This window comes from Candidatus Pelagibacter sp. HIMB1636 (assembly GCF_052047675.1).
Classification (GTDB): Bacteria; Pseudomonadota; Alphaproteobacteria; order Pelagibacterales; family Pelagibacteraceae; genus Pelagibacter.
On the sequence record NZ_JBNAJP010000001.1, the window covers coordinates 468,838 to 490,995 of the forward strand.

Annotated in this window: 23 protein-coding genes and 3 tRNA genes; 6 read left to right on the forward strand and 20 right to left on the reverse strand. The window is 27.3% G+C overall.

Features of this window, described 5'->3' with window-relative positions:
- Positions 1–36: 36 nt before the first annotated feature.
- The 4 genes from glpX to ACTTA6_RS02485 all read right to left on the reverse strand — a co-directional run bounded on the left by glpX (position 37) and on the right by ACTTA6_RS02485 (position 2,343).
- Positions 37–984 (reverse strand): class II fructose-bisphosphatase, encoded by a 948-nt coding sequence (gene glpX / locus ACTTA6_RS02470; RefSeq protein ID WP_440614360.1) that lies wholly within the window; start codon positions 982–984, stop codon positions 37–39.
- Positions 984–1,976: a putative transporter gene (locus ACTTA6_RS02475; RefSeq protein WP_440614361.1), complete on the reverse strand. Its 993-nt coding sequence runs from the start codon at positions 1,974–1,976 to the stop codon at positions 984–986. Before ACTTA6_RS02475 ends, glpX begins: the two co-directional genes overlap by 1 nt.
- Positions 1,977–1,979: 3 nt before the next feature.
- Positions 1,980–2,261 carry an ETC complex I subunit gene (locus ACTTA6_RS02480; RefSeq protein ID WP_440614362.1) on the reverse strand — a complete coding sequence of 94 codons (282 nt, stop codon included), beginning with the start codon at positions 2,259–2,261 and terminating at the stop codon, positions 1,980–1,982.
- A gap of 5 nt (positions 2,262–2,266) precedes the next feature.
- Positions 2,267–2,343 (reverse strand) — tRNA-Pro (locus ACTTA6_RS02485).
- A gap of 94 nt (positions 2,344–2,437) precedes the next feature.
- Between ACTTA6_RS02485 and ACTTA6_RS02490 the strand changes: the two genes are divergently transcribed.
- The 3 genes from ACTTA6_RS02490 to ACTTA6_RS02500 are packed head-to-tail and all read left to right on the forward strand — an operon-like array spanning position 2,438 to position 4,635.
- Complete coding sequence (locus ACTTA6_RS02490; RefSeq protein WP_440614363.1) at positions 2,438–2,908, forward strand: zinc-ribbon domain-containing protein; 471 nt, start codon at positions 2,438–2,440, stop codon at positions 2,906–2,908.
- A 6-nt stretch (positions 2,909–2,914) separates the two neighbouring features.
- Complete coding sequence (nhaA, locus tag ACTTA6_RS02495) at positions 2,915–4,096, forward strand: Na+/H+ antiporter NhaA (protein ID WP_440614364.1); 1,182 nt, start codon at positions 2,915–2,917, stop codon at positions 4,094–4,096.
- Positions 4,093–4,635 carry a glutathione peroxidase gene (locus ACTTA6_RS02500; RefSeq protein WP_440614365.1) on the forward strand — a complete coding sequence of 181 codons (543 nt, stop codon included), beginning with the start codon at positions 4,093–4,095 and terminating at the stop codon, positions 4,633–4,635. The genes nhaA and ACTTA6_RS02500 overlap by 4 nt, the downstream gene beginning before the upstream one ends.
- On the opposite strand, the gene ACTTA6_RS02505 is transcribed toward ACTTA6_RS02500, so the two are convergent.
- The 9 genes from ACTTA6_RS02505 to rarD are packed head-to-tail and all read right to left on the reverse strand — an operon-like array spanning position 4,630 to position 13,066.
- Complete coding sequence (locus ACTTA6_RS02505; protein WP_440614366.1) at positions 4,630–5,400, reverse strand: MBL fold metallo-hydrolase; 771 nt, start codon at positions 5,398–5,400, stop codon at positions 4,630–4,632. The genes ACTTA6_RS02500 and ACTTA6_RS02505 overlap by 6 nt on opposite strands.
- A 5-nt stretch (positions 5,401–5,405) precedes the next feature.
- Entirely contained in the window at positions 5,406–6,167 is a 762-nt protein-coding gene (locus tag ACTTA6_RS02510) for a TatD family hydrolase (protein ID WP_440614367.1), read from the reverse strand.
- Positions 6,160–7,701 carry a methionine--tRNA ligase gene (gene metG, locus ACTTA6_RS02515; protein ID WP_440614368.1) on the reverse strand — a complete coding sequence of 514 codons (1,542 nt, stop codon included), beginning with the start codon at positions 7,699–7,701 and terminating at the stop codon, positions 6,160–6,162. Before metG ends, ACTTA6_RS02510 begins: the two co-directional genes overlap by 8 nt.
- Positions 7,694–8,623, reverse strand: coding sequence for an AAA family ATPase (locus ACTTA6_RS02520; protein WP_440614369.1), 930 nt, complete (start codon positions 8,621–8,623; stop codon positions 7,694–7,696). The genes metG and ACTTA6_RS02520 overlap by 8 nt, the downstream gene beginning before the upstream one ends.
- A complete protein-coding gene (gene tmk, locus ACTTA6_RS02525) occupies positions 8,620–9,234 on the reverse strand; it encodes a dTMP kinase (protein ID WP_440614370.1) in 615 nt (204 codons plus the stop codon). Before tmk ends, ACTTA6_RS02520 begins: the two co-directional genes overlap by 4 nt.
- Positions 9,227–10,378 (reverse strand): D-alanyl-D-alanine carboxypeptidase family protein, encoded by a 1,152-nt coding sequence (locus ACTTA6_RS02530; RefSeq protein ID WP_440614371.1) that lies wholly within the window; start codon positions 10,376–10,378, stop codon positions 9,227–9,229. Before ACTTA6_RS02530 ends, tmk begins: the two co-directional genes overlap by 8 nt.
- On the reverse strand, positions 10,371–11,210 hold the full coding sequence (locus ACTTA6_RS02535; RefSeq protein ID WP_440614372.1) for an SPOR domain-containing protein: 840 nt from the start codon (positions 11,208–11,210) through the stop codon (positions 10,371–10,373). The genes ACTTA6_RS02530 and ACTTA6_RS02535 overlap by 8 nt, the downstream gene beginning before the upstream one ends.
- Positions 11,200–12,201 (reverse strand): lytic murein transglycosylase, encoded by a 1,002-nt coding sequence (locus ACTTA6_RS02540; RefSeq protein ID WP_440614373.1) that lies wholly within the window; start codon positions 12,199–12,201, stop codon positions 11,200–11,202. Before ACTTA6_RS02540 ends, ACTTA6_RS02535 begins: the two co-directional genes overlap by 11 nt.
- On the reverse strand, positions 12,188–13,066 hold the full coding sequence (gene rarD, locus ACTTA6_RS02545; protein WP_440614374.1) for an EamA family transporter RarD: 879 nt from the start codon (positions 13,064–13,066) through the stop codon (positions 12,188–12,190). The genes ACTTA6_RS02540 and rarD overlap by 14 nt, the downstream gene beginning before the upstream one ends.
- Positions 13,067–13,151: 85 nt before the next feature.
- Here rarD and ACTTA6_RS02550 point away from each other — a divergent pair.
- Positions 13,152–13,241: transfer RNA gene (locus ACTTA6_RS02550), tRNA-Ser, on the forward strand.
- 5 nt (positions 13,242–13,246) lie between these two features.
- Here ACTTA6_RS02550 and ACTTA6_RS02555 read toward each other — a convergent pair.
- Positions 13,247–13,504, reverse strand: coding sequence for a succinate dehydrogenase assembly factor 2 (locus ACTTA6_RS02555; protein WP_440614375.1), 258 nt, complete (start codon positions 13,502–13,504; stop codon positions 13,247–13,249).
- A 23-nt stretch (positions 13,505–13,527) separates the two neighbouring features.
- Here ACTTA6_RS02555 and recG point away from each other — a divergent pair, with 23 nt between their 5' ends.
- A complete protein-coding gene (gene recG, locus ACTTA6_RS02560; protein WP_440614376.1) occupies positions 13,528–15,579 on the forward strand; it encodes an ATP-dependent DNA helicase RecG in 2,052 nt (683 codons plus the stop codon).
- On the opposite strand, the gene ACTTA6_RS02565 is transcribed toward recG, so the two are convergent.
- On the reverse strand, positions 15,576–16,232 hold the full coding sequence (locus ACTTA6_RS02565; protein WP_440614377.1) for a DUF502 domain-containing protein: 657 nt from the start codon (positions 16,230–16,232) through the stop codon (positions 15,576–15,578). The two genes, recG and ACTTA6_RS02565, sit on opposite strands and share 4 nt — an antisense overlap.
- Positions 16,233–16,344: 112 nt before the next feature.
- Here ACTTA6_RS02565 and ACTTA6_RS02570 point away from each other — a divergent pair, with 112 nt between their 5' ends.
- Positions 16,345–17,172, forward strand: coding sequence for a M48 family metallopeptidase (locus ACTTA6_RS02570; RefSeq protein ID WP_440614378.1), 828 nt, complete (start codon positions 16,345–16,347; stop codon positions 17,170–17,172).
- Between the two features lie 10 nt (positions 17,173–17,182).
- On the opposite strand, the gene ACTTA6_RS02575 is transcribed toward ACTTA6_RS02570, so the two are convergent.
- From ACTTA6_RS02575 to gyrA, 5 genes are all read right to left on the reverse strand, one after another.
- Positions 17,183–17,258 (reverse strand) — tRNA-Lys (locus ACTTA6_RS02575).
- A gap of 152 nt (positions 17,259–17,410) precedes the next feature.
- Positions 17,411–18,523, reverse strand: coding sequence for a tRNA guanosine(34) transglycosylase Tgt (tgt, locus tag ACTTA6_RS02580; protein WP_440614379.1), 1,113 nt, complete (start codon positions 18,521–18,523; stop codon positions 17,411–17,413).
- 8 nt (positions 18,524–18,531) lie between these two features.
- Complete coding sequence (locus ACTTA6_RS02585; RefSeq protein ID WP_262589211.1) at positions 18,532–19,092, reverse strand: peptidylprolyl isomerase; 561 nt, start codon at positions 19,090–19,092, stop codon at positions 18,532–18,534.
- Positions 19,085–19,579 (reverse strand): pantetheine-phosphate adenylyltransferase, encoded by a 495-nt coding sequence (gene coaD, locus ACTTA6_RS02590; protein WP_440614380.1) that lies wholly within the window; start codon positions 19,577–19,579, stop codon positions 19,085–19,087. Before coaD ends, ACTTA6_RS02585 begins: the two co-directional genes overlap by 8 nt.
- Positions 19,579–22,158, reverse strand: coding sequence for a DNA gyrase subunit A (gene gyrA / locus ACTTA6_RS02595; RefSeq protein WP_440614381.1), 2,580 nt, complete (start codon positions 22,156–22,158; stop codon positions 19,579–19,581). The genes coaD and gyrA overlap by 1 nt, the downstream gene beginning before the upstream one ends.

Here is a 22,158-nt window from a genome sequence, read left to right on the forward strand (position 1 = left end):
GCTGCTTTTTATTGTAAAAAAGACGATTAATCAAGCTTATCGTAATAATTTTTGATTTAATTTTACAACCTTTTTAAGGTTTGAGTGTTTATGTGTCACTAAAGTCTCTGAAATAAATTTATCTTTTTCAATTTTTATGCCTGAAACCAAATCACCGGAGGTAATACCGGTTGCACAAAAAATAGAGTCACCTTTTACAATTTCATTTAAATCATATTTTTTTGTAAGATCACTAATTCCCATTTCTTTAGCTCTCTCCTTGTCTTTATCTGTTTTAAATAAAAATCTACCTTGAAAACTACAATCAAAAGTATCTAATGCTGCAGCTGCTAAAACACCTTCAGGTCCTCCTCCAGTTCCCAAAAAAATGTCAACAGAATATTTTTCATCAGTTACTAATAACGCTCCAGAAACATCTCCATCAATAATAAATTTAATTTTAACTTTTAAATCTTTTAATTCTGCAATAATTTTGTTGTGTCTTGGTCTATCCATAATACATGCTGTTAAATTTTCAGGTTTTTTGTTTAAGTATTCGCTCAAATTAGAAATATTTTTTTTGACTGAATAATCTAAATCCACAACATTTTTTTCTTTTACTTTAGTGGCAATTTTTTCCATGTAAGTTTCAGGAGCTTTAAATAGATTGTCTTTTTCTGCAATTGCAATTACTGATAAGGCGCCTGGGAGATTGTTAGCTGCAAAATTAGTTCCTTCCAATGGATCTACAGCTATATCAAGCTCAGGACCATTTTTAGTTCCAATTTTTTCTCCAATGTACAACATAGGTGCTTCATCTAACTCACCCTCGCCTATTACTATTTCAGCTTTTATATCCATATTGTTTAACTCTTTTCTCATAGAGTCTACAGCTGCTTTATCAGCTGCTATTTTATCTTTTTTTCCAACAAAATATGATGAGGCAATTGCCGCTCTAGAAGTTACTTTAACAAATTGATCAATAAATTTTTTATCAATGGCCATTAAGCTTTTTTATCAATTAAATCTTCCTGTAAAATTTTTGACTCAAATTCTCTTAAACGTTTATAAACACTTGCAAGTTCAATTATAGTTGGCCAAGCTTTTAATATATATTGCATAGAACCTTCAACTCTACCAAAAGCTCTAATTATCTGTTGCATTACACCAAGTGTAACGGCTCCAGCTACGATTGCTGGTGCTAAAAAAACATATGCTGATAATACATTTGCTTGTAAGTATGCAATTCTACCAATGTTAAAATATAAGTATCTGATATAACTTAAGAAGTGAATATTTCTTACACCATCAAATAATTCTTCAATAGTTTTTGGACGAATGGTTTCATCATCTTCTGCAATTACAAGAATTTTTCTATAAGCTGCTTCCTTTTTTTGGAGATCATACTCAACACCTACTAACCTTAAAATTAAACCAAGCAAAATCAAAAATATGGTCCCACCTACCGACCAAATTAAAGCACCAATTATTAATCCATAATCCCAGTCACCAAAGAAAAAAATTGGAATTCCAACACTTAAACCAAATAAAATTGGCATAAATTCAACAAGTATCATTAAAGCTTCAATTAAACTTGTTCCTAGTGACTCCATTATTCTTGAAAATTTAATGGTATCTTCCTGAACTCTTTGTGCAGCCCCTTCTATCTTTCGAGCTTTATCATACACACTATGATACCACTCTACCATAGCAGTTCTCCATCTGAACAAATAGTGTGAAGTAAAAAAACTAACAACAACTGCTACACCTACGTACATAGCAGCTAAAGTTATAAAAGATAATAAGCTTGCCCAATACTCTTCTATAGTAATAGAGTTTGGTGCGCCTAAGGCTTTTTGAATCATATCGTAGAACTGACCAAACCATTCATTAATTTTTACATCAATTTTAACTTGTATCCAAAGTGATGATAAAATTATCACTGAACCGATCCATGACCATAGCAACCAATTTTTTTGAGTGAAAAACCTAAACATTTTTTATTTTAAAAAATTATCAGCGTAAGATTTTTTTACTGTTTTTCTTTTTCTAGGTTCAATTAATTCAAATTCTATTTTCTTTTTTTTTGCATAATTGATTGCAAGCTCTTTTGATGAAAATTCTAATTTTAATTCCGAATAAGTATCCGACGAACTTTCCCAACCCATCAATGGGTTCTTTGTTGGATCTTTAGTTTTAAATTCTAATATCCATTTGTCATTTTTAGCTAAACCTGATTGCATTGGGTTTTTATTAGGAATGTAAATTATTGCTTTTTTCATAATGATGGTCGGAGTGGCAGGATTCGAACCTGCGACCCTCTGGTCCCAAACCAGATGCGCTACCAGGCTGCGCTACACTCCGATCGAAGTACTAATACAGTAGTTATTGATAATTTCAATGTATAAAGAAGCCTAAATTAAAAGAATTTTGAGTAAAATCTGTTATATAACGAAGCATGATTATTACTTGTCCATGTGAAAAGAAACAATTCAAAATTGATAGTTCGTTAATTCCCAATGAAGGACGTGAGCTGCAATGTGGATCATGTGAAAAAGTTTGGTTTTACAAACCACAAAATGAAAGTGAAGCTCCATTAAATTTAAATAATAATATTTCTATAAATAACACTGAACAAAATCAGGTAATAAAAAAAAACCTGGATATTAGCAAAACTTTACAACAAGAAAAAATAATTGAAGCTGAAATAGAAAAAGAAAACTTAAAAACAGTTGAAAAGTTAGAAGGTAAAAAATCTAAATTATTTTCTTATTTGATAGTTTTTATTATATCTTTTGTCGCTTTAATAATCTTGGTTGATACACTTAAAACACCACTAATTAATGTATTTCCTGGACTAGAAGTAATATTATTCAACCTTTTTGAAACATTGCAAGATATAAAACTATTTATTATAGACCTAATTTAAAATCTTATGATTAATTATATATCTAAACCTTTTAGATGGTTTTTTAAATTAGAAGCTGCAAGCGGACTTGTTCTATTATTTGCTGCAATAATTGCATTATTTATAAGTAACTCAGGATTAGCAGATTTATATTTTGCTACTTTAAATAAATACTTATTTATAGGTATTAATAATTTTGGTCTAAAATTATCTGTATTACATTGGATCAACGACGCCTTAATGGCTATATTTTTTTTCTTTGTTACATTAGAAATAAAAAGAGAATTTCTACAAGGTGAACTTTCAAATATTAAACAGGCTTTACTGCCAATTATAGCCGCTGTAGGAGGAATGTTGGTTCCTGCACTATTCTATGTTTTTATTAATTTAGGCGATAGTGAAACTTTAAATGGATGGGCAATTCCATCAGCCACAGATATTGCTTTTTCTTTAGGAGTTTTGTCATTACTAGGAAAAAGAGTCCCTTTATCATTAAAAGTATTTTTAACAGCATTAGCTATAATTGATGATTTAGGAGCAATAGTAATAATTGCTCTATTCTACTCTGGAGATTTAAGCATTAAGTATTTAACATTAATGCTGTTAGCTTTTATTGTTTTGTTGTTAATAAATAAATTTAATATTAAAAAATTCTTACCTTATTTAGTAGTTGGGCTTTTCCTTTGGGATTTTACTCACAACTCAGGTATCCACGCTACTATTGCTGGTGTTTTGCTGGCTATGACAATCCCACATAGAAAAAAAGACAAAGATTTTTCTTTATTAATAAAAATAGAACATGCAATTAGTCCTTATGTTGCTTTTGGAATAATGCCTTTATTCGCGTTTGCTAATGCAGGCGTTTCTCTTGAAGGCTTATCTTTCGATTCATTGTTAGATAAAGTTCCATTAGGTATTGTACTTGGTCTATTCTTGGGAAAACAACTTGGTGTATTTATATTCTCTTATATATCAATAAAATTAAAAGTAGCCCAAATGCCAAACGATACAAGTTGGTACAATTTTTATGGAGTTGGAGTTCTTACTGGTATTGGTTTCACAATGAGTTTGTTTGTAGGAAATTTAGCTTTCGTTGAAAACATGCAATATATGGATGGTGTAAAAATCGGTGTTTTGACTGGTTCTTTACTATCTACTTTATTTGGTTATTTTTTAATATTACTTACTCCAAATAAACCTAAGAAATGAAAAAAGTAGTATTTCTATTTTCTATATTTATGATTTTTTTTAAAACCTCAGCAACAGCAAACTATGAAAAAAAGTTTTATGATTTTACAATTGAAAGCATAACCGGTGAAACAATAAATTTAAATGATTACAAAGATAAAGTTATTCTAGTAGTTAATACAGCTAGTTTTTGTGGTTTCACCAAACAATATGACGAATTGCAGGAATTATGGGATTTATATAAAGACAAAGGATTAGTTGTTCTTGGTGTCCCTTCAAACTCTTTTAATCAAGAAAAAAAAAATAATGCAGATGTAAAAGAATTCTGTGAAGTAAATTTCAATATCAATTTTCCACTAACAACAATCACAGAAGTTAAAGGAGAAAATGCTCATGAACTTTTCAAATGGGCAAAAGATAATCATGGTAAATCTGCTGTTCCAAAATGGAATTTTCATAAAATTTTAATTAACAAAGAAGGAAAAGTTGAAGATACATTTGCATCTTTTACTAAACCAATGTCAAAAAAGTTAATTAAATCAATTGAAAATATTTTATAATTCTAAAGTTAAACCATCATGAGCAGGTATAACATTTTTAGGTAATAACCTTTTAAGTACTTTATAATCTAAAACTGGTGATAAATTTGTAAGAATAGCTTTTTTGGGATTGAACATTTTGATTATATTAAGTGAACTTTCCAAGTTGAAATGTGATGGGTGAAAATTGTACCATAAACAATCAATTATTAAATATTTCAAGTTTTTAAAATATTTGAAATCTTTTTTAAAAATTTTACTTACATCACTGATATAAGCTAATTTTTTATCAATAATAAAACAATTTGAATCAACCTTACCATGCTCAACCGTAATAGATTGAATATTAATTTTTTTATTTTTATTTCTTGTATAAATATTTTTTGGCAATTTATTTAAATTTAATGTTGCTGGATATTCTTTTGAGTAACTTTTGAAAATGTATGAAAATGAATTTTTAAGATATTTTGAAGTATCACTATCCGCATAAACATCAATTTGTTTTCTGCTATTTATATAAAAAGATCTTAAATCATTAATTCCATGAGTTTGATCTCCATGCATATGAGAAAAAAGAACTTTATCTATTTTTTTAATTTTATGTCTTAAAAGTTGTTCTCTTAAATCTGGTGAAGTATCTATTAGTATATTTTCATTAGTAGTTTTCAATAAAGCTGAGCATCTTGTTCTGTAATTTTTTTTATTATTTGGGTCACAATTTCCAAAAAAACCATCTGGTCTTGGTACACCCATTGAACTACCACAGCCTAAAATAATAAATTTCATATTTGTTAATTAAAAAAAATTTTATTAAAATTATTTGTAGTAATCTCTATCAGTTCTTTTTTTGAAATATTCTTTATTTCAGCTAATTTTTCAGCTGTAAAATTGATAAATGATGGTTCATTTTTTTTTCCTCTATTTGGCACTGGCGCTAAAAAGGGACTATCGGTTTCAATTAAAATATTTTCATTTGGGATTGATTTAAATGTCTCTTGCAAATCAACTGAATTTTTAAAAGTAATTATTCCACTAGCAGAAAAGTAAGAATTTAAAGATAATAATTTTTCTGAAAATTCTTTTGAACCAGTAAAACAATGCATTAAAATTTTAATATTCTCATCTTTATATTGATTTAGAATTTCAAATGTTTCGTCTTCAGCATTTCTTGAATGAACAATTAGAGGAACATTGGTCTTTATTGAAGCTTCTATATGTTCTTTAAAACTGGCAATTTGTTTATCTTTTTCACTATTATTATAATAAAAATCTAATCCAGTTTCACCAATACCTATAATTTTTTTGTTATTTTTTAAGTTATCAATAATTTCATTGGCAGTAATTATGTTTGTAGAACTTTCATGTGGATGAATTCCAATTGTACCATAAATCATCTCATCTCTATAAACTAGTTCCTTAACTCTAGAGAAACTTTCATGAGACGTTGATATTGTTAATAGTTTTTCAACACCCACATCTTTTGACCTTTGTAAAACATTTGTTAAATCACTCAACAAAGGTTCGTGATCTAAGTGACAATGGGAATCAATCATTATTTTTTTCTATTTTTTTAAATAATATATCAATTTTATTAATATTATTTCCTTTAGTTAAATACTCATTATCTGTAAGGGAATTTAATTTTATTTGATCTTCATTAATATTAAAAATTTTTAGTGCTTTTAAAGAAGACTCTGGAATAATTGGATATAATAAGAAACTTATTTTTCGAACAATTTCTAATGTAGTATAGATAATTGTGTTTAATCTGATTTGGTCATCTTTTTTTTTCCACGGTTCTTGATCATTAAAATATTTATTTGCCTCAAATAGTGAATTAACAATGTAGTCTATATAAAAGTTAATATTTTGATGATCAATTTTAGATCTAATATTATCTAAATTTTTTTTATACTTGTCTAAAATTAACAAATCTTCATCTAGAAATTTAATTTCAGAAGGAATTTTTCCATCACAATTTTTGATCGCAAAAGCGGTAACTCTTTGACATAAATTACCATAGTTATTTGCTAAATCACTGTTTATACAATCTTCCAATCTTTCTTGAGAAATATTACCATCATTGCCAAAAGAAACTTCTTTGATTAGATAATATCTTAATGGATCTAACCCATACTCATCAATTATTTCTAATGGATCCAAAATATTCCCTTTAGATTTGGACATTTTTTCCTCTCCGGATAAAATCCAACCATGACCATAAACTCTTTTTGGTACTTCAATCTTGGCAGCTAATAAAAAAGCTGGCCAATAAACAGCATGAAATCTAAGTATATCTTTGCCAATTAAATGCATTGATGCAGGCCAAAATTTTTTGAATAATTCATCATCTTTATTTGGGTAATTTAGTGCGCTTAAATAATTTGCAAGTGCATCTAGCCAAACGTAAATTACATGATTTTTATTACTTGGAACTGGTATACCCCATGAAAAACTTTTCCTACTAACTGATAGATCTTTTAGACCACTTTTTACAAAACTAATAACTTCATTTCGTCGAGACTCTGGATAAATAAAATCAGGATTATCTTCATAATATTTTAAAAGAGGTTTTTCCCATTTTGAGAGTCTAAAAAAATACGACTCTTCTTCAATCCATTCGACAGGTGATTTTGATGATATAGCTATTTTTTTACCATCTATTTCTTCTATCTCATCTTCGCTATAAAAAGCTTCATCTGATACTGAATACCAACCAGAATAATTTGATAGATAAATATCATCATTCTTTTCAAGTTCAGACCAAAGATATTGCACTGTTTTTTTATGCCTCTCTTCGGTTGTTCTAATAAAATCAGTGTTGCATAAATTTAGAGTATCTGAAAGATCTCGAAAAGTTTTGCTTATTTGATCACAAAATTTTTGAGGAGTCTCCCCTGCTCGTTCAGCTGATCTTTGAATTTTTAAACCATGCTCATCTGTACCGGTTAAAAAATGTACTACATAATCATCAATGATTTTAAATCTTGCAAAAAAATCAGCAGCTATACTTGAGTAGGCGTGACCCATATGAGGTTTAGCTGATGGATAGTAAATAGGTGTTGTAATATAAAAATTTTTATCCATTTAAAACTTTATCTTCAAATTCCATAAATAATGTCTCTTCGTCTAAATTATAAATTTTAGTATCATTAATTTTTTTTAAAAAGTAATGATAATGGTGAAATAATTTAATATTTTTCGTAGATATATTGTTTCTAAAATAAACTTCAATAAAAGAATAGATTAATTGAATAATTGGTTTGTTTTTTTTGTAAGTCTTACTTGATATTAGACTTTGCAAAAAAGTGTCTAAATTATAATCCTTAAGATTTAAATCAAAGTTTTCTGCAAGATTTAATAATTCATATAATTTACCTGGTGTTGTAAAGTAATTTACTAAATCTTGATTTATAAAATTATAAACATCATCGTTTATTAATTTATTAACAATTTCAATAGATTGAGCATTCGTTAGAAAAATTTTGAAATTTAAACATCTAGATTTAAGAGTTGGTAAAACTCTTTTATTATTATTAATTAAGATAAAATTAATATTTTCGTTAGGTTCTTCCAAGACTTTTAGTAATGCATTAGTAGAATTCAAATTTAATAATTCTATATTATCTATTAAAACAAATCTTTTTTTATTATTAAATGAAGATTTATTTAGATTAACAATTAATTCTCTTATTTGATTTATATCAATGTTTTTTTTATCTTCAGCTACGTCTATAAGATTAAAATTTGGATTAGATTTATTTTGTATAAGTTTGAATGATTTATTTTCTAAATTAATTTTATTATTTTCAACATCATAAGAATGTTCTTCATTTTCTGATAATACAAAGTTTATTAGATGATAACCTAATGTTGCTTTACCAATACCCTTTTCACCAGATAAAAGAATTTTATTTGGTAATTTATTATTTAAATATAATTTAGATAAATGGTTGAAAATCTCTTGATGTTTGAACAAATTAAGTTGTGTAGAAGAATTTAGTCTCATTTAATTAATTTTTTAACATGATTGATAATTAATTTTTCATTTTTCTTAATATCTAAATTTGAATCAATTATCTTGTATTTTTTCTTATTTAGTTTTGACATCTTAAGAAATCCATTTTGAACTTTGTTATAGAAACTGGTATTAAATTGATCATATCTATTTAAAGATTTTCTCATTTTTAATCTTAAGAAAAGATTTTTTTTATTTACAACATTAAGAAATGTAAAATTAACCTTAATATTTTTTAATAAATATTTATTAATTATATTTATAATTTTAATATCAACACCCATACCATAATGTTGATATGCAATTGTAGAGTCTATAAATCTATCAATTAAGATAACTCTTTTTTTATAATATTTTTTAATAAGATTAATATTTTCACTTCTGGCAGCTAGATATAAAAGTAAATCAGTTTTTACATTAAAATTGGATTTCTTATTTAATATTAATTTTCTAATTTTTTCAGAATTTAAACTCCCTCCTGGTTCTCTGATTTTTAAATATTTAACTTTATTTTTGTCTAAATACCTTGAAACAATTTTAATATGATGACTTTTGCCACTGCCTTCTATACCTTCAAAAACAATTATTGGCTTCTTAGACATCGCCCCAAATTAAGTAGTTTAATGATTTAAGCAATCTAGAAAAGAAATTTACTTTTTTAATTTCTTTTAAAGCAAGCAAATCATACTCACCTACTAATTCTTGGTCATAAACTACTTTTAATGTTGCAACTTTTTGATCTTTGTTTATTGGTGCTTCTACAGGACCATCATAATTTACAGAAACCTTTAATAATTTTTTTTTGGCCTTTTTAATAGTTTTGTAAATATCTTCATTTGTATAAACATCAACTGTATCTTCTTTTCCCAACCATACGTCAATTTTTTGAAAAGGTTTATTAGCTTCAGTAATTTTAACTAAATCAAAATTTGTAAGTCCATAAGTTAACATTTTAGTACTTTCTTTTGATCTGGCGTTTTTTGAATTAAAACCACTGCCAACAGCAATTAATCTTCTTCCATTTCTCTCTATAGACGAAGCTAATGAATATTTTTCTACAGCTAAATAACCAGTTTTGATACCATCTGCTCCAAGATTTTTATATAGCAAAGGATTTCTATTACCTTGTGTTATTGGATCTCCTCCTGTTCTATCCCAAGTAAATTCTTTTTCAGCAAACATTTTATAAAATTCTGGATGTTCTTTAATTAAGTATCTAGACATGATCATTATGTCTCTAACTGTTGAATTATTATCAGGGTGATTAATTCCTGATGAATTAGAAAAGTTTGTATTGTCCATTCCTAACTCTTTAGCTTTTGCTGTCATTAAGATTGCAAACTCTTCTTCAGTACCCGCTATACCTTCAGCTAATGCAATACAAGCGTCATTACCGGATGCTATGATTATACCTTTTAGTAAATTTTCGACAGAAACCTCATCACCTACCATAATAAACATTGAGGAATAACCTGATGTAGATAATCGCCAAGCTTTTTCTGAAATGATAAATTTTTCATCCATACTTAAATCTCCTGACTTAATTAAGTCAAAGGCAATGATTGAGGTCATGATTTTCGTCATGGACGCAGGATAAATTGATAAGTCCGCTTCTTTTTCAAAAAGAATTTCACCAGAATGATAATCTTGAATTATTGCAGTTTTTGCTTTCACATCAAAATTAGCAAATGATTTAGATGCAAATAAAATGAATATTAAAATAATTAAATTTAATTTTTTAAACATCTTTAATAATTTTTAGGTTTTCAAAATTTAGTTTTTCTATTTCGTCAAATGACTCTTGAATTTTTTTTATATCATTAAATGGACCTAATAATACCCTATATTTTGTTTGAGATAATTTTTTTATAACAGGATTTGTTATCTTTGTTTCATCCTTAATTCTTTGGATCATATTTTCAGCTGAATCTTTATAATAAAAATCTGCAATTTTAATTGAATATAGAAAATTACTTTGAGAAGTCTTAGGCAATTCCTTTTTCTCTACAGTTCCTAAATTATCTATGGTTATTCCATCCACAGGAGCCTTTTGAGCTACTTTTTTTTCTTCATCAAACGTTTTAGCTTTTTTTGCTACAAAAGTTGATTCATTAGAAATTAGAGATAATTCAACATAGGGTTCATTTTCATCAAGCAATAATTCATCAACAATTCTTTTGGAGATTACTGAATTATAAAAATTTGAAAAAATTGCTTTATTAGATATCACTTGCGCAATAACAGTTTTTGTATTTTCAGGGTTAGTAATTTTCACAAAAGAATTTTTTCTAATTTTGGTATGAAAAATAAACAAACCTCTGTTATCGAGTTTTTTTGAAATACTTTTTTTATTAAAAAGATTTTCGTCGTAAATTAATGCAAAGCCTTGGTTGGTATACTCTCTATCAAAAATATATTTAGAACTATCTTCTTCATCTTCATCTGAAGATTTTAAAGTTGTTTCTGCTGTAGATGTATCTGGTTCTGTCTTAATAGTTTTTTTTTGAGTTGTTTCTAATTGTTTGCATCCAATAAAAATAATAAACAACAATAATTGCAATATTATTTTAAAGTTCATCTTTGAATTTATCCTTCAATGTGCAGACGGCTAAAGCAAATCTTAAAGATCTATTCCATTGTAAAATTATTTCATAATTATTAAATACCACATAAGCTGGATTTAATGTTTCCGCATCAGGAATTATATCTTTATCTGGTGTTATTATTGCAACTTCTAATTCATCATAATTATTTGAAATAATTGAATTGTTCTGAATGTATTGTCTAAAAAACTTTAATTGTTTCTTATCATGTAATTTTTTTGCAGAAATATTTAAATATTTTTTTGGAATATCATTGTTTAAATCAATTCTATAAAAACATGGTTCATTAGATTTCCAACCTATTTTCTTTAAATAATTACTCGCTGAAGCATACGCATCAGGGTTACTTTTTAAATTTATTGAACCATTGCCATCATAATCTGTTGCATAATTTTTCATAGTAGAAGGCATAAATTGGAAGTAACCAAAAGCACCCGCCCAAGATCCATATAATGTTTTATAATCAATTTGATTTTTCTCAATTAAATTTAAAAGTATTAAAAGTTCTTTGGTAAAAAATTCTGATCTTCTTTTGTCAAAACTTAATGTAGCTAGTGAAGAAAGAATGTCCATTTTACCAACATAAGTTCCAAAATTTGTTTCTATACCCATTAATGATAAGAGAAGTTCTTTTTCTATGTTAAATTCATTTTCAACAGAGGTAATTAAATTTAAATTATCTATATAAAGTTTTTTTCCTTTTTTTACTTTTTGGTCAGAGGTTCTTTTTGATATGTATGTTTTTGTATCTTCATAAAATTCTGGTTGATATCTATCATATTTAATTACATCGGGTAAAAACTTAGTATTAGACATAACTAGATCAAATGTTGCTTCAGAAATATTATTTTCTAGAGCAATTTTTTTGAAATTATTTTTCCATTTTTCGAATTCTATATTGATATCTGCTAAAGTGTTTGAATGAAAAAAAAGAGATAAAATCAGTATAAGTTTAATTAGTTTCATATAAATCTCTCAAATATATTATTACAGCAATCCAGATTAAAATGAAACTTACTAGTTTATTAAATGAGAAAACTTCATCGTAATAAAAAAAACCTAGTAAAAATTGAAGAGTTGGTGTGATATAGAAAATCATCCCAGTCGGACCTAACCCACATAATTCAACTCCTCTTACATATAAAAATAAAGGGATTACTGTCATTGGACCTGCCAACAATATTATTAACATCATTGGAGGGTTGGATAACGAGAAATTATTGTAACCATTAACTGCAATGAGGTAGAAAGCAACAATTGCAATTGGTAATATAAATAAACTTTCTATTAAAAGTCCAATATCAGTATCAACATTAACCTTTTTTCTTACTAAATTATAAAAGCCCCAACTTAGTGCTACAAGTATACCGACCCAGGGAAGCGATTTTAAACTTACAAAAATTAAATACAAAATTGATAAAATAACTAAGGTAATTGAAAATATTCTTTTATTATTTAATTTTTCTTTAAAAAAAATATAACCAAGAAGAACACTTAAAATTGGCATTATAAAATAACCAAAACTAGCATCTATAATTCTATTAGTAGCAATAGCATAAATCCAAACGCCCCAATTCATAAAAATCAAAAAACCTGAAATAAAAAGGTAAATTAAATTTTGTTTACTTTTAATTATCTTAAAAAAAATATCCCACTTTGAAAAAAAGAAAGTTGTTAATATTAAAGTCAAAGTAGTCCATAAACATCTGTGGACTACTAGTTCTATATAACCAATAAAAGTAATATATTTAAAATATAAAACCCCAAAAAAACCCCACCAAAAAGATCCAAATCCAGCAAGTAAAAGGCCTTTATTAAATTCTTTGTTCATGTAGCTTTGATATTAATCGTTAATGAGTTTTTTTCGACTATTTTATGGTTGAATTAAATAATTATAATTATAAAACCTTGCTCACGGAGAGATGGCTGAGTGGTTGAAAGCACCGGTCTTGAAAACCGGCAAAGGGGCAACTCTTTCCTGGGTTCGAATCCCAGTCTCTCCGCCATCAACTTAATATTTAAAATTTTTGAACAATAAGCTTATATTGTTTTTTTCTATTTCGAATTCAGTATCAAAACCATTATAGAAATTATACAAATTTGTGTCATCAATATTAAGAAATTTATCTAGATCGATTAAATCCTCTTTTTGCAAATCATTGATGTATTTTTTTACAAATTTACCTAAGAGCTTATCCATCTCCTTGGTACCTCGATAATTGGAACGATAAATAATTTTTTTTTTTAATTCATCTATATTGAGGCTCATTATTAGAATATAATTAATTTATCATGGATAATAAAACTAATTTTGAATATTTATTATCTGACCTAACAGTTTTAAATGGCGTTGGTGCAAAAACAACAAATTTACTTAAGAAAAAGAATATAAATAATATTTTTGATTTACTTTGGAAACTTCCAAAGGCTTATACAGATAGAAGTTTATCAACAAAAGTAAAAGATTTAAAGATCGGTGAAAATCAAACTGTTACTGTTGTAGCAAATAAATATTTGTTTCCAAGAATTAGAAAATTACCAAATAGAGTTAAGTGTTCTGACGAAACAGGTGAGCTAGATTGTGTTTTTTTTAATAGTTATGAGGGATATATTAAAAAAATATTACCTTTAGGAAAAGAAATAACTGTAAGTGGGAAAATTGGCTACTTTAAAAATAAATATCAAATAACCAATCCTAAATATGTATCGGAGGACTCAAGTTTAATTAAACAAGTTCATAATAAATATTCATTAACTGAGGGAATTTCTGAGAAAATTTATAATAAAATCATAAAACAAATAATAGATAAATTACCGAACTTAAAAGAATGGCACTCAAGTAAAATTTTAAATAAATTCAATAATATCAATTGGAATGATGCTATTAGAGAATTACACAAGCATGAAAATATAGGAAAATACAAAGATCATTTTTATCAAAGACTTGCCTTTGATGAAATATTTGCAACATTTTTAGTTAATTCAGAAATAAGAAAAAAAATTAAAAAAGTTAAGAAAAAAAATAAAATTATTAATTTAAATAAACAAAAACAACTTATTAATAAATTAGATTTTTCATTAACTAATGATCAGATCAAATCAATTAATGAAATTAATGAGGATTTATCATCCTCAACTAAAATGTTTAGATTATTACAAGGAGATGTTGGAAGTGGAAAAACAATTGTTTCATTATTAGCTGCATTCAATACTATCAATTCTGGTTTTCAAGTAGCTGTTATGGCCCCTACTGAAATATTAGCAAGACAACATTATAATTTAGCAAAAAAAATTTTTCCATCAAACATATCAACAGAGTTAATTTCTGGTAAATCTAGCTACAAAGAAAAAAAATTAATCCTCAATGAACTAATAAATAATAAGATTAATATAATTTTTGGTACTCATGCTATTTTTCAAAAAACAGTTAAATTTAAAAAATTAGGATTAATTATTATTGACGAACAACATAAGTTTGGTGTTAATCAAAGAAAAAGATTATCTGACAAAGGTGGGAATGATTGTGATGTATTATTGATGACTGCCACACCTATTCCACGAACTTTAACAATGACAATTTATGGTGATATGGATTTATCAATTATTAGAGAAAAACCTAAAAACCGTAAAATGATAAAAACTTACAGTAAATTAGAAAGTAAAATTGATGATGTAATTAAATTTATAAAAAAAGAAATTAATTCAGGAAATCAAATATTTTGGGTCTGTCCATTAATTGAGGAGTCTAAAAAATTAGATCATACTTCTGCAATTCAAAAATTTGAATATTTAAAAAAATTATTCCCTAAACAAGTCTCTATTCTTCATGGAAAAACAGATATAAATGAAAAAGATGAAATTTTAAAAAGATTTTTAAATAAAGAATTTAAAATATTAGTATCTACGACCATTATCGAGGTCGGAATAGATTTTCCAAATGCCAATGTAATTGTAATTGAAAATGCAAATAAGTTTGGCCTATCTCAGCTTCACCAATTAAGAGGTAGAGTTGGTCGTGGAGAGAAAGAAGCAACTTGTATTTTGATGTTTAAGTCAAATTTGAGTGAAAATGCTAAAAAAAGAATAAACATATTAAAAGAAACTAATGATGGATTTGTTATTTCTGAGGAAGATATGAAGATCAGGGGTTTTGGTGATATATTGGGTTTTAAACAAAGTGGAGTTAAAAATTTTAAATTAGCTGACCAAATTCAGAATAGTGACTTATTTGAATTAGCTGAAAAAGAAATAAAAAGAATTGAACTTGAAAATGAAAATTTAAGTAAGTTTAAACCATTAATTAAATTGTACGACAGAGCAGATATAATTAACGATATAGCTTAATTTTTTTCAGTTGTTGTTGTGCCAGCTGATACAATAAATTTTGAAGCTTCTTCAAAAGTCATGTTTAAAAATATAATGTCATCTTTTGGAAACATTAGCAAAAAACCACTTGTTGGATTTGGAGTTGTTGGAACAAATACATTAATTAATTTTTGATTTGTTTTTTCAGCAATTTCTCCAGAATTTTCTTTAGTAGCAAAACCTACAGCCCATACACCTTTTCTTGGATATTCAACAAGAACAACACTCTTACTTTTACTGCCACTTTCTTTAAATGATTGTGACATTTGTTTAATTGCAGACCAAAAAGTTCCTAGGAGTGGTATTTTTTTAAATAAACTGTCTATTAACTGAAGAAATTTTTTCCCCAAATAAGATAAAGATATAAATCCAATGATTGTTATGAAAATAATTGAAATAATTATCTCTAGGCCGGGAATATTAAATGGTAAATAATAATTAGGATTTATTTGAGACGGTAAAATTTTTGAAGACGTATTTATTAAAAATTTACTTAAATAAATAGTTAGTCCTATTGGTATTAAAACAACAACACCAGTAAAAAAATAATTCCTAATTTTTAAAGATAAAATATAAAACCATAGACCTATAATTTCTCTTTTTTTTATAGGTTTCTTTTTGGTTTCTTTCATTTATTAACTATAACTAGAATATGTAACAAAAATTATTGCAATGATAAATAATAATACTAAAATTTTATTATTAAGATTCATAATGATAAATTATTACCAATTTTAGAATGAAATGAATAGAAGAAAATTTTTAACATATGTTGGATGTGGTTGTGGAAGCATACTTCTACATTCATGCACAAGTGCTCCAATTACTGATAGAAAACAATTAAAATTAATACCAGAAGCTAAATTAAATGCTCAAGCTGCTCAAATTTATGAGAAAGTTAAAGAAAAAGAGAAAATGAGTGATGACACAAAAACTTTAAATGAAATAAAAGAAATTGGAAAAAAAATGGAAGATTCAATAAGTGAATATTTCTATAGATCTAATTTAAATGATCCAACTGCTAACTTTGATTGGGAATATATATTAATTGATAATAAAAAAGTTAGAAATGCTTGGTGTATGCCTGGAGGTAAAATTGCAGTTTATACAGGTATACTTGATGTAACAAAAAATACTAATGGTCTTGCAGCAGTCATGGGACATGAAGTTGCTCATGCTGTTGCCAAACATTCTGTAGAAAGAGCAAGTAGAGGAGTTTTACTTAACACAGGTACAAGAATTATTGATATTGCAAGTGGAGGTATATTATCAGATATCAACAGAACCACTGGAATGGATACAGTTGGCCTGCTATCTCAAATTGGATTAATGAATCCATTTAATAGAAAACAAGAAAGCGAAGCTGATTATCTTGGCATGATTTTTTCGTCTTTATCAGGATATGATATTAGAGAGACGGTTAAAATTTGGGAAAGAATGAAAGAATTTAATAAAGGCAAAGAACCTCCTCAATTTATGAGCACTCATCCTTCATCTGATACAAGAATTAAACAGTTAAATGATTGGATGAATGAGGTAATTCTTGATTATCCACCGATTGAAATAAGTTAAATTCAAATAGTGGTGAGCCGTGATGGACTCGAACCATCGACCCATTCCTTAAAAGGGAATTGCTCTACCAACTGAGCTAACGGCCCACAAAGATTCATTTTTATGAAAATGAATATGGTTTGTATACAGATAAATTTTAATATTTCAATTCGTTCAATGTAATTTTTATAAAAAGAATTCGTTATAAATGAGGGGTTTTTATTGTAAAGTTGTACACATAATAGCACAGTTAATATAACTACAACTTATCAATGTATTTATCGTGAAAATCATCGAAGGTGTTATTCATAATACTTTTTCTGATTTCAGACATTAATTCTTGATAAAAATTTATATTATGAAGTGTTAATAACATTGATGCTAATATTTCATTGGTATTAAACAAATGATTTAAATAGTTTTTTGAATATTTATTTAAATTTAAATTTTCACAATTAGGATCTAAAGGAGTGTTATCATGTTGATATTTATTATTTTTAATATTTACCCGTCCATTCCAAGTAAAAGCAAGGCCTGTTCTACCAGATCTAGTTGGAAGAACGCAATCAAACATATCTATACCTCTTTTTACAGCTCCTAAAATATCCGTAGGTGTACCAACTCCCATTAAATAATGAGGTTTTTCCTCTGGCAAATGCTCTTTAATACCATCCAAAGTAGTAAACATTTCCTCCTGAGTTTCACCTACAGCTAATCCTCCGACTGCATAGCCATCAAATCCAATGTTTGTAAGACCTTCAAGTGATTTTAATCTTAAATCTTTAAATAATCCTCCTTGAATAATTCCAAATAAACCTTTGTGAGGATTATATCCAAATGCCTTTTTAGATCTTTCAGCCCAATACAAAGATAGATCCATAGATTTTTTTATTAAATTATAATCTTCAGTTTTTTTTGGACACTCATCCATTATCATTACAATATCTGAGTTTAAGCCTAATTGAATCCTAATACTTTCTTCAGGGCTTAAATAAAATTTTTTTCCATCAACGTGTGAATTAAATATTGCTCCTTTTTCACGATCTATTTTATTTAACTTTGATAGAGACATTACTTGAAAACCGCCCGAGTCTGTAAGTATTGGTAAATCACAATTCATAAACTCATGTAAACCGCCCGTAGACTGAATTCTTTCCACTCCAGGACGGATCATTAAATGATATGTATTAGATAGTATTATTTCTGATCCAGTTTTCTTTATATCGTCGATTGTACAAGCTTTAACTGTTGCTTGTGTGCCAACTGGCATAAATGCTGGAGTATTAACCTCACCTCTATGAGTTTCTATAACACCTCGTCTAGCAAATTTATCCTTGTTTAAAACTTTAAAGGCAAAATTTTTTAATGCCATTTAATATTTTACAAAGATTTAAAGCTTATAATTTTATCAGGATCTGTTACAGCGCCGTTATTATTTTGGTCACCTCTTTTAATTTTATCTACAAACTCCATTCCTTCAACAACTTTACCAAAAACAGTATACTGTCTGTCTAAAAAAGGAGCAGGTTGAAAGCAAATAAAAAACTGGCTATTTGCACTATTTGGATCTTGAGCTCTAGCCATAGATAATGTGCCTCTGTCATGAGGTAAACTATTAAACTCTTGCTCTAAATCAGGCATATCAGATCCACCCATACCTGCTCTTCTTAAGTCAAATTCCTTAGACTCTGAATTTCCAAATTTAACATCACCTGTTTGGGCCATGAAACCATCTATAACTCTATGAAATACAACGTTATCATATTTTCCACTATTAGCTAACTCTTTAATTCTTTTGACATGGTTTGGTGCCACGTCCTCAAATAATTCAATTTTTACATCACCATCTTTAAGTTTTAAAATCATTATATTCTCCTCAGCTATTAATTGATTTGCACTAATAAAAAATAAAATAAATATGTACGATAAAATTCTATTCATATTTTTCTTTTAAAGATTTTATTGTGCTTTTGGTAGTAAATTTTTTAATATTTCCATTTAATTTTACAATTTCTTTAACAAATCTAGAAGATATAATTTGATTTTCTATATCTGACATTAAAAAAATTGTTTCAATATTTTGGTTAAGCTTTCTATTCATTCCTGCAAGTTGAAATTCATATTCAAAATCAGATACAGCTCTTAAGCCACGCAATATGATATTTGATTTATATTTTTTGCACAAATCTGTAGTTAATGAACCAAAGGAAACAACGATAATTTTTTTTTTATTTAATTTTAAATCCTTGAATAAAGCTTTATTTACAATTTCTATTCTTTCTTCTGAAGAGAATAAATAATTTTTATTACTTACATCCGAAACACCAACTACTATTTTATCAAAAAGCTTTAGTGCTTTTTTAATAACATCTATATGACCATAAGTAATTGGATCAAAAGTTCCTGGATAAATAGCAATTTTACGCATTAAATTAAATTATCATCAATTTTAATTGCAGAAACAACTTTTTCATCACCAGATAATTTTATTATTCTTACACCCTGGGTATTTCTACTTGCAGTTCTAATTTCTTTAACCGCTACTCTAATAACTCTTCCTTTATTCGTAGATATTAAAATTTCATCACCTTCAAAAACAGGAAAAGATGATGTTATATTTCCATTTCTTGGTGAATTTATAATTCCAATAATGCCCTTTCCTCCTCTGTTAGTAACTCTGTAGTCTATATGAGAAGTCTTTTTACCATAACCATTTTCACTTATTGCTAAAACAAATTTTTCTTTTGCTTTTAATTCTGATTTTTCTTCTTTTGATTTTTTTCCATTTTTACTTAATTTATCGTTATCAATAACGGACAACGAAACAATTTGATCACCAGTTGCGAGTTCAATTCCTTTAATTCCTTTTGAAGATCTTCCCTTAAATACTCTTAGTTTTCTAGCTTCGAAACGGATACATTTACCAAATCTAGTACTTAGAATTATATCTTGATTATCTTTACAAATTTTTACTCCAACAATTTTATCGTTGTTATCAAGTTTCATTGCAATTTTTCCTGAAGCATTAATGGAAGAGAAATCTTCTAAACTATTTTTTCTAACTTTACCTTGCGCTGTTGCAAAAATAATTTGATAATTTCTTGAATCTGTATCTTCATCAGGCATTGGCATAATTGAACTAATGGATTGGTGACTTTTTAATGGAAGTATATTGAATAAAGATTTACCTTTTGAAGCCGATGATCCTTCGGGTATTTTCCAAGCTTTAATTTTATAAACGAGCCCTTCTGTAGAAAAAAATAAAACTGATGTATGCGTATTTACCGAAAGAGTTTGTATTACAGAGTCTTGATCTCTGGTGGTAATACCCGATTTACCTTTACCACCTCTTTTTTGTTGTTTCACGTTATTTAATGAGCCTCTTTTAATATACCCTTGCAAAGTTACTGTAATAATTACAGATTGTTTTTGAATTGTTTCCTCGATGTCGTAATTTAATACCGCATCAATAATTTTAGTTCTTCTAGGAACAGCAAATTTTTCTTTAATATTTTTCAATTCTTCGCTTATTACTCTCAAAAGCTCTTTTTTAGATGATATAATTTTTTTATATTTTGCAATTAACTCAGCTAATTTTTTAATCTCAACTTCAATTTCATTGATACCAAGAGCTGTTAATTTCTGTAACCTTAATTCTAAGATAGCTAAAACCTGTGGTTCAGATAAAGAATAAATATTTTTACCTTTTTTTCCCTCTACTAAAGAAATTAGCTTTTGTGATTTGTTTATTTTCCATTTAGTTCTAAGTATAGCATTTTTTGCATCCTCAGGTGTTTTGGAAGATCTAATGATTTTTATAATTTTATCTAAGTTTTCTACTGCAACAGATAGACCAATTAAGATATGAGCTCTTTCCTCTGCTTTTTGAAGATCAAATTTTGTTTTTTTGATTACTACATCTTCTCTAAAAGATAAAAAATTAGAAAGAAATTCTTTTAATGTACATGTTTTTGGTTTTCCTTCTACTATTGCTAAAGTGTTAAAACCAAAAGAACTCTCTATTTGAGTGTTTTTGTAAAGTTGTCTTTTAATTGTTTCTGGTTCAACACCGTTTCTTAAATCAATAGCAACTCTTATACCTTCTCTATTAGACTCGTCTCTTATATCTTTAATACCTTCAATTTTCTTTTCTCTAACTAATTGTGCAATTCTTTCATTTAGTACAGCTTTATTTACTTGGTATGGAATCGAAGTAATTACTAATCTATCTCTACCATTCTTTAAGCTTTCAACTGATACTTCACCTCTAATTTTAAATGAGCCTCTACCATTGTTGTAACCCTGTTTAATTATATCTTTGCCGATTATTACTCCTCCAGTAGGAAAATCTGGTCCTGGAATATGTTTCATTAGCTCTTTTATTTTAATATCTTTATTGTCTATTAAAGCTAAAGTTCCATCAATTATCTCACCTAGATTATGAGGAGGAATACTAGTTGCCATTCCAACAGCTATACCTCCAGCCCCATTAACTAACAAATTTGGAAATTGTGCAGGTAATACGCTAGGTTCTTTCTCTGTTTCATCATAATTACTTTTAAAACTAATCGTATTTTTTTCGATATCATCAATCAAATATTGTGAAACTTTTGATAATCTTGTTTCGGTATACCTCATAGCAGCAGCTGGATCACCATCTATGGATCCAAAATTACCTTGTCCTTGAACTAAAGGTAAGCTCATTGAAAAATCTTGCACCATCCTAACTAAAGCGTCATATACTGATTGATCACCATGAGGATGATATTTACCAATTACATCCCCGACTATTCTTGCTGATTTTCTGAATTGTTTAGACCAATCATAACCACCTTTGTACATTGCATAAAGAATTCTTCTATGAACTGGTTTTAATCCATCTCTTACATCAGGTAATGCACGACTTACAATAACACTCATAGCATAAGACAAATAAGACGAGCTCATCTCGTCATGCATAGAGATTAGATTAATATTCTTATCTTTTGGTTCTTCAGTTTTTTGCAT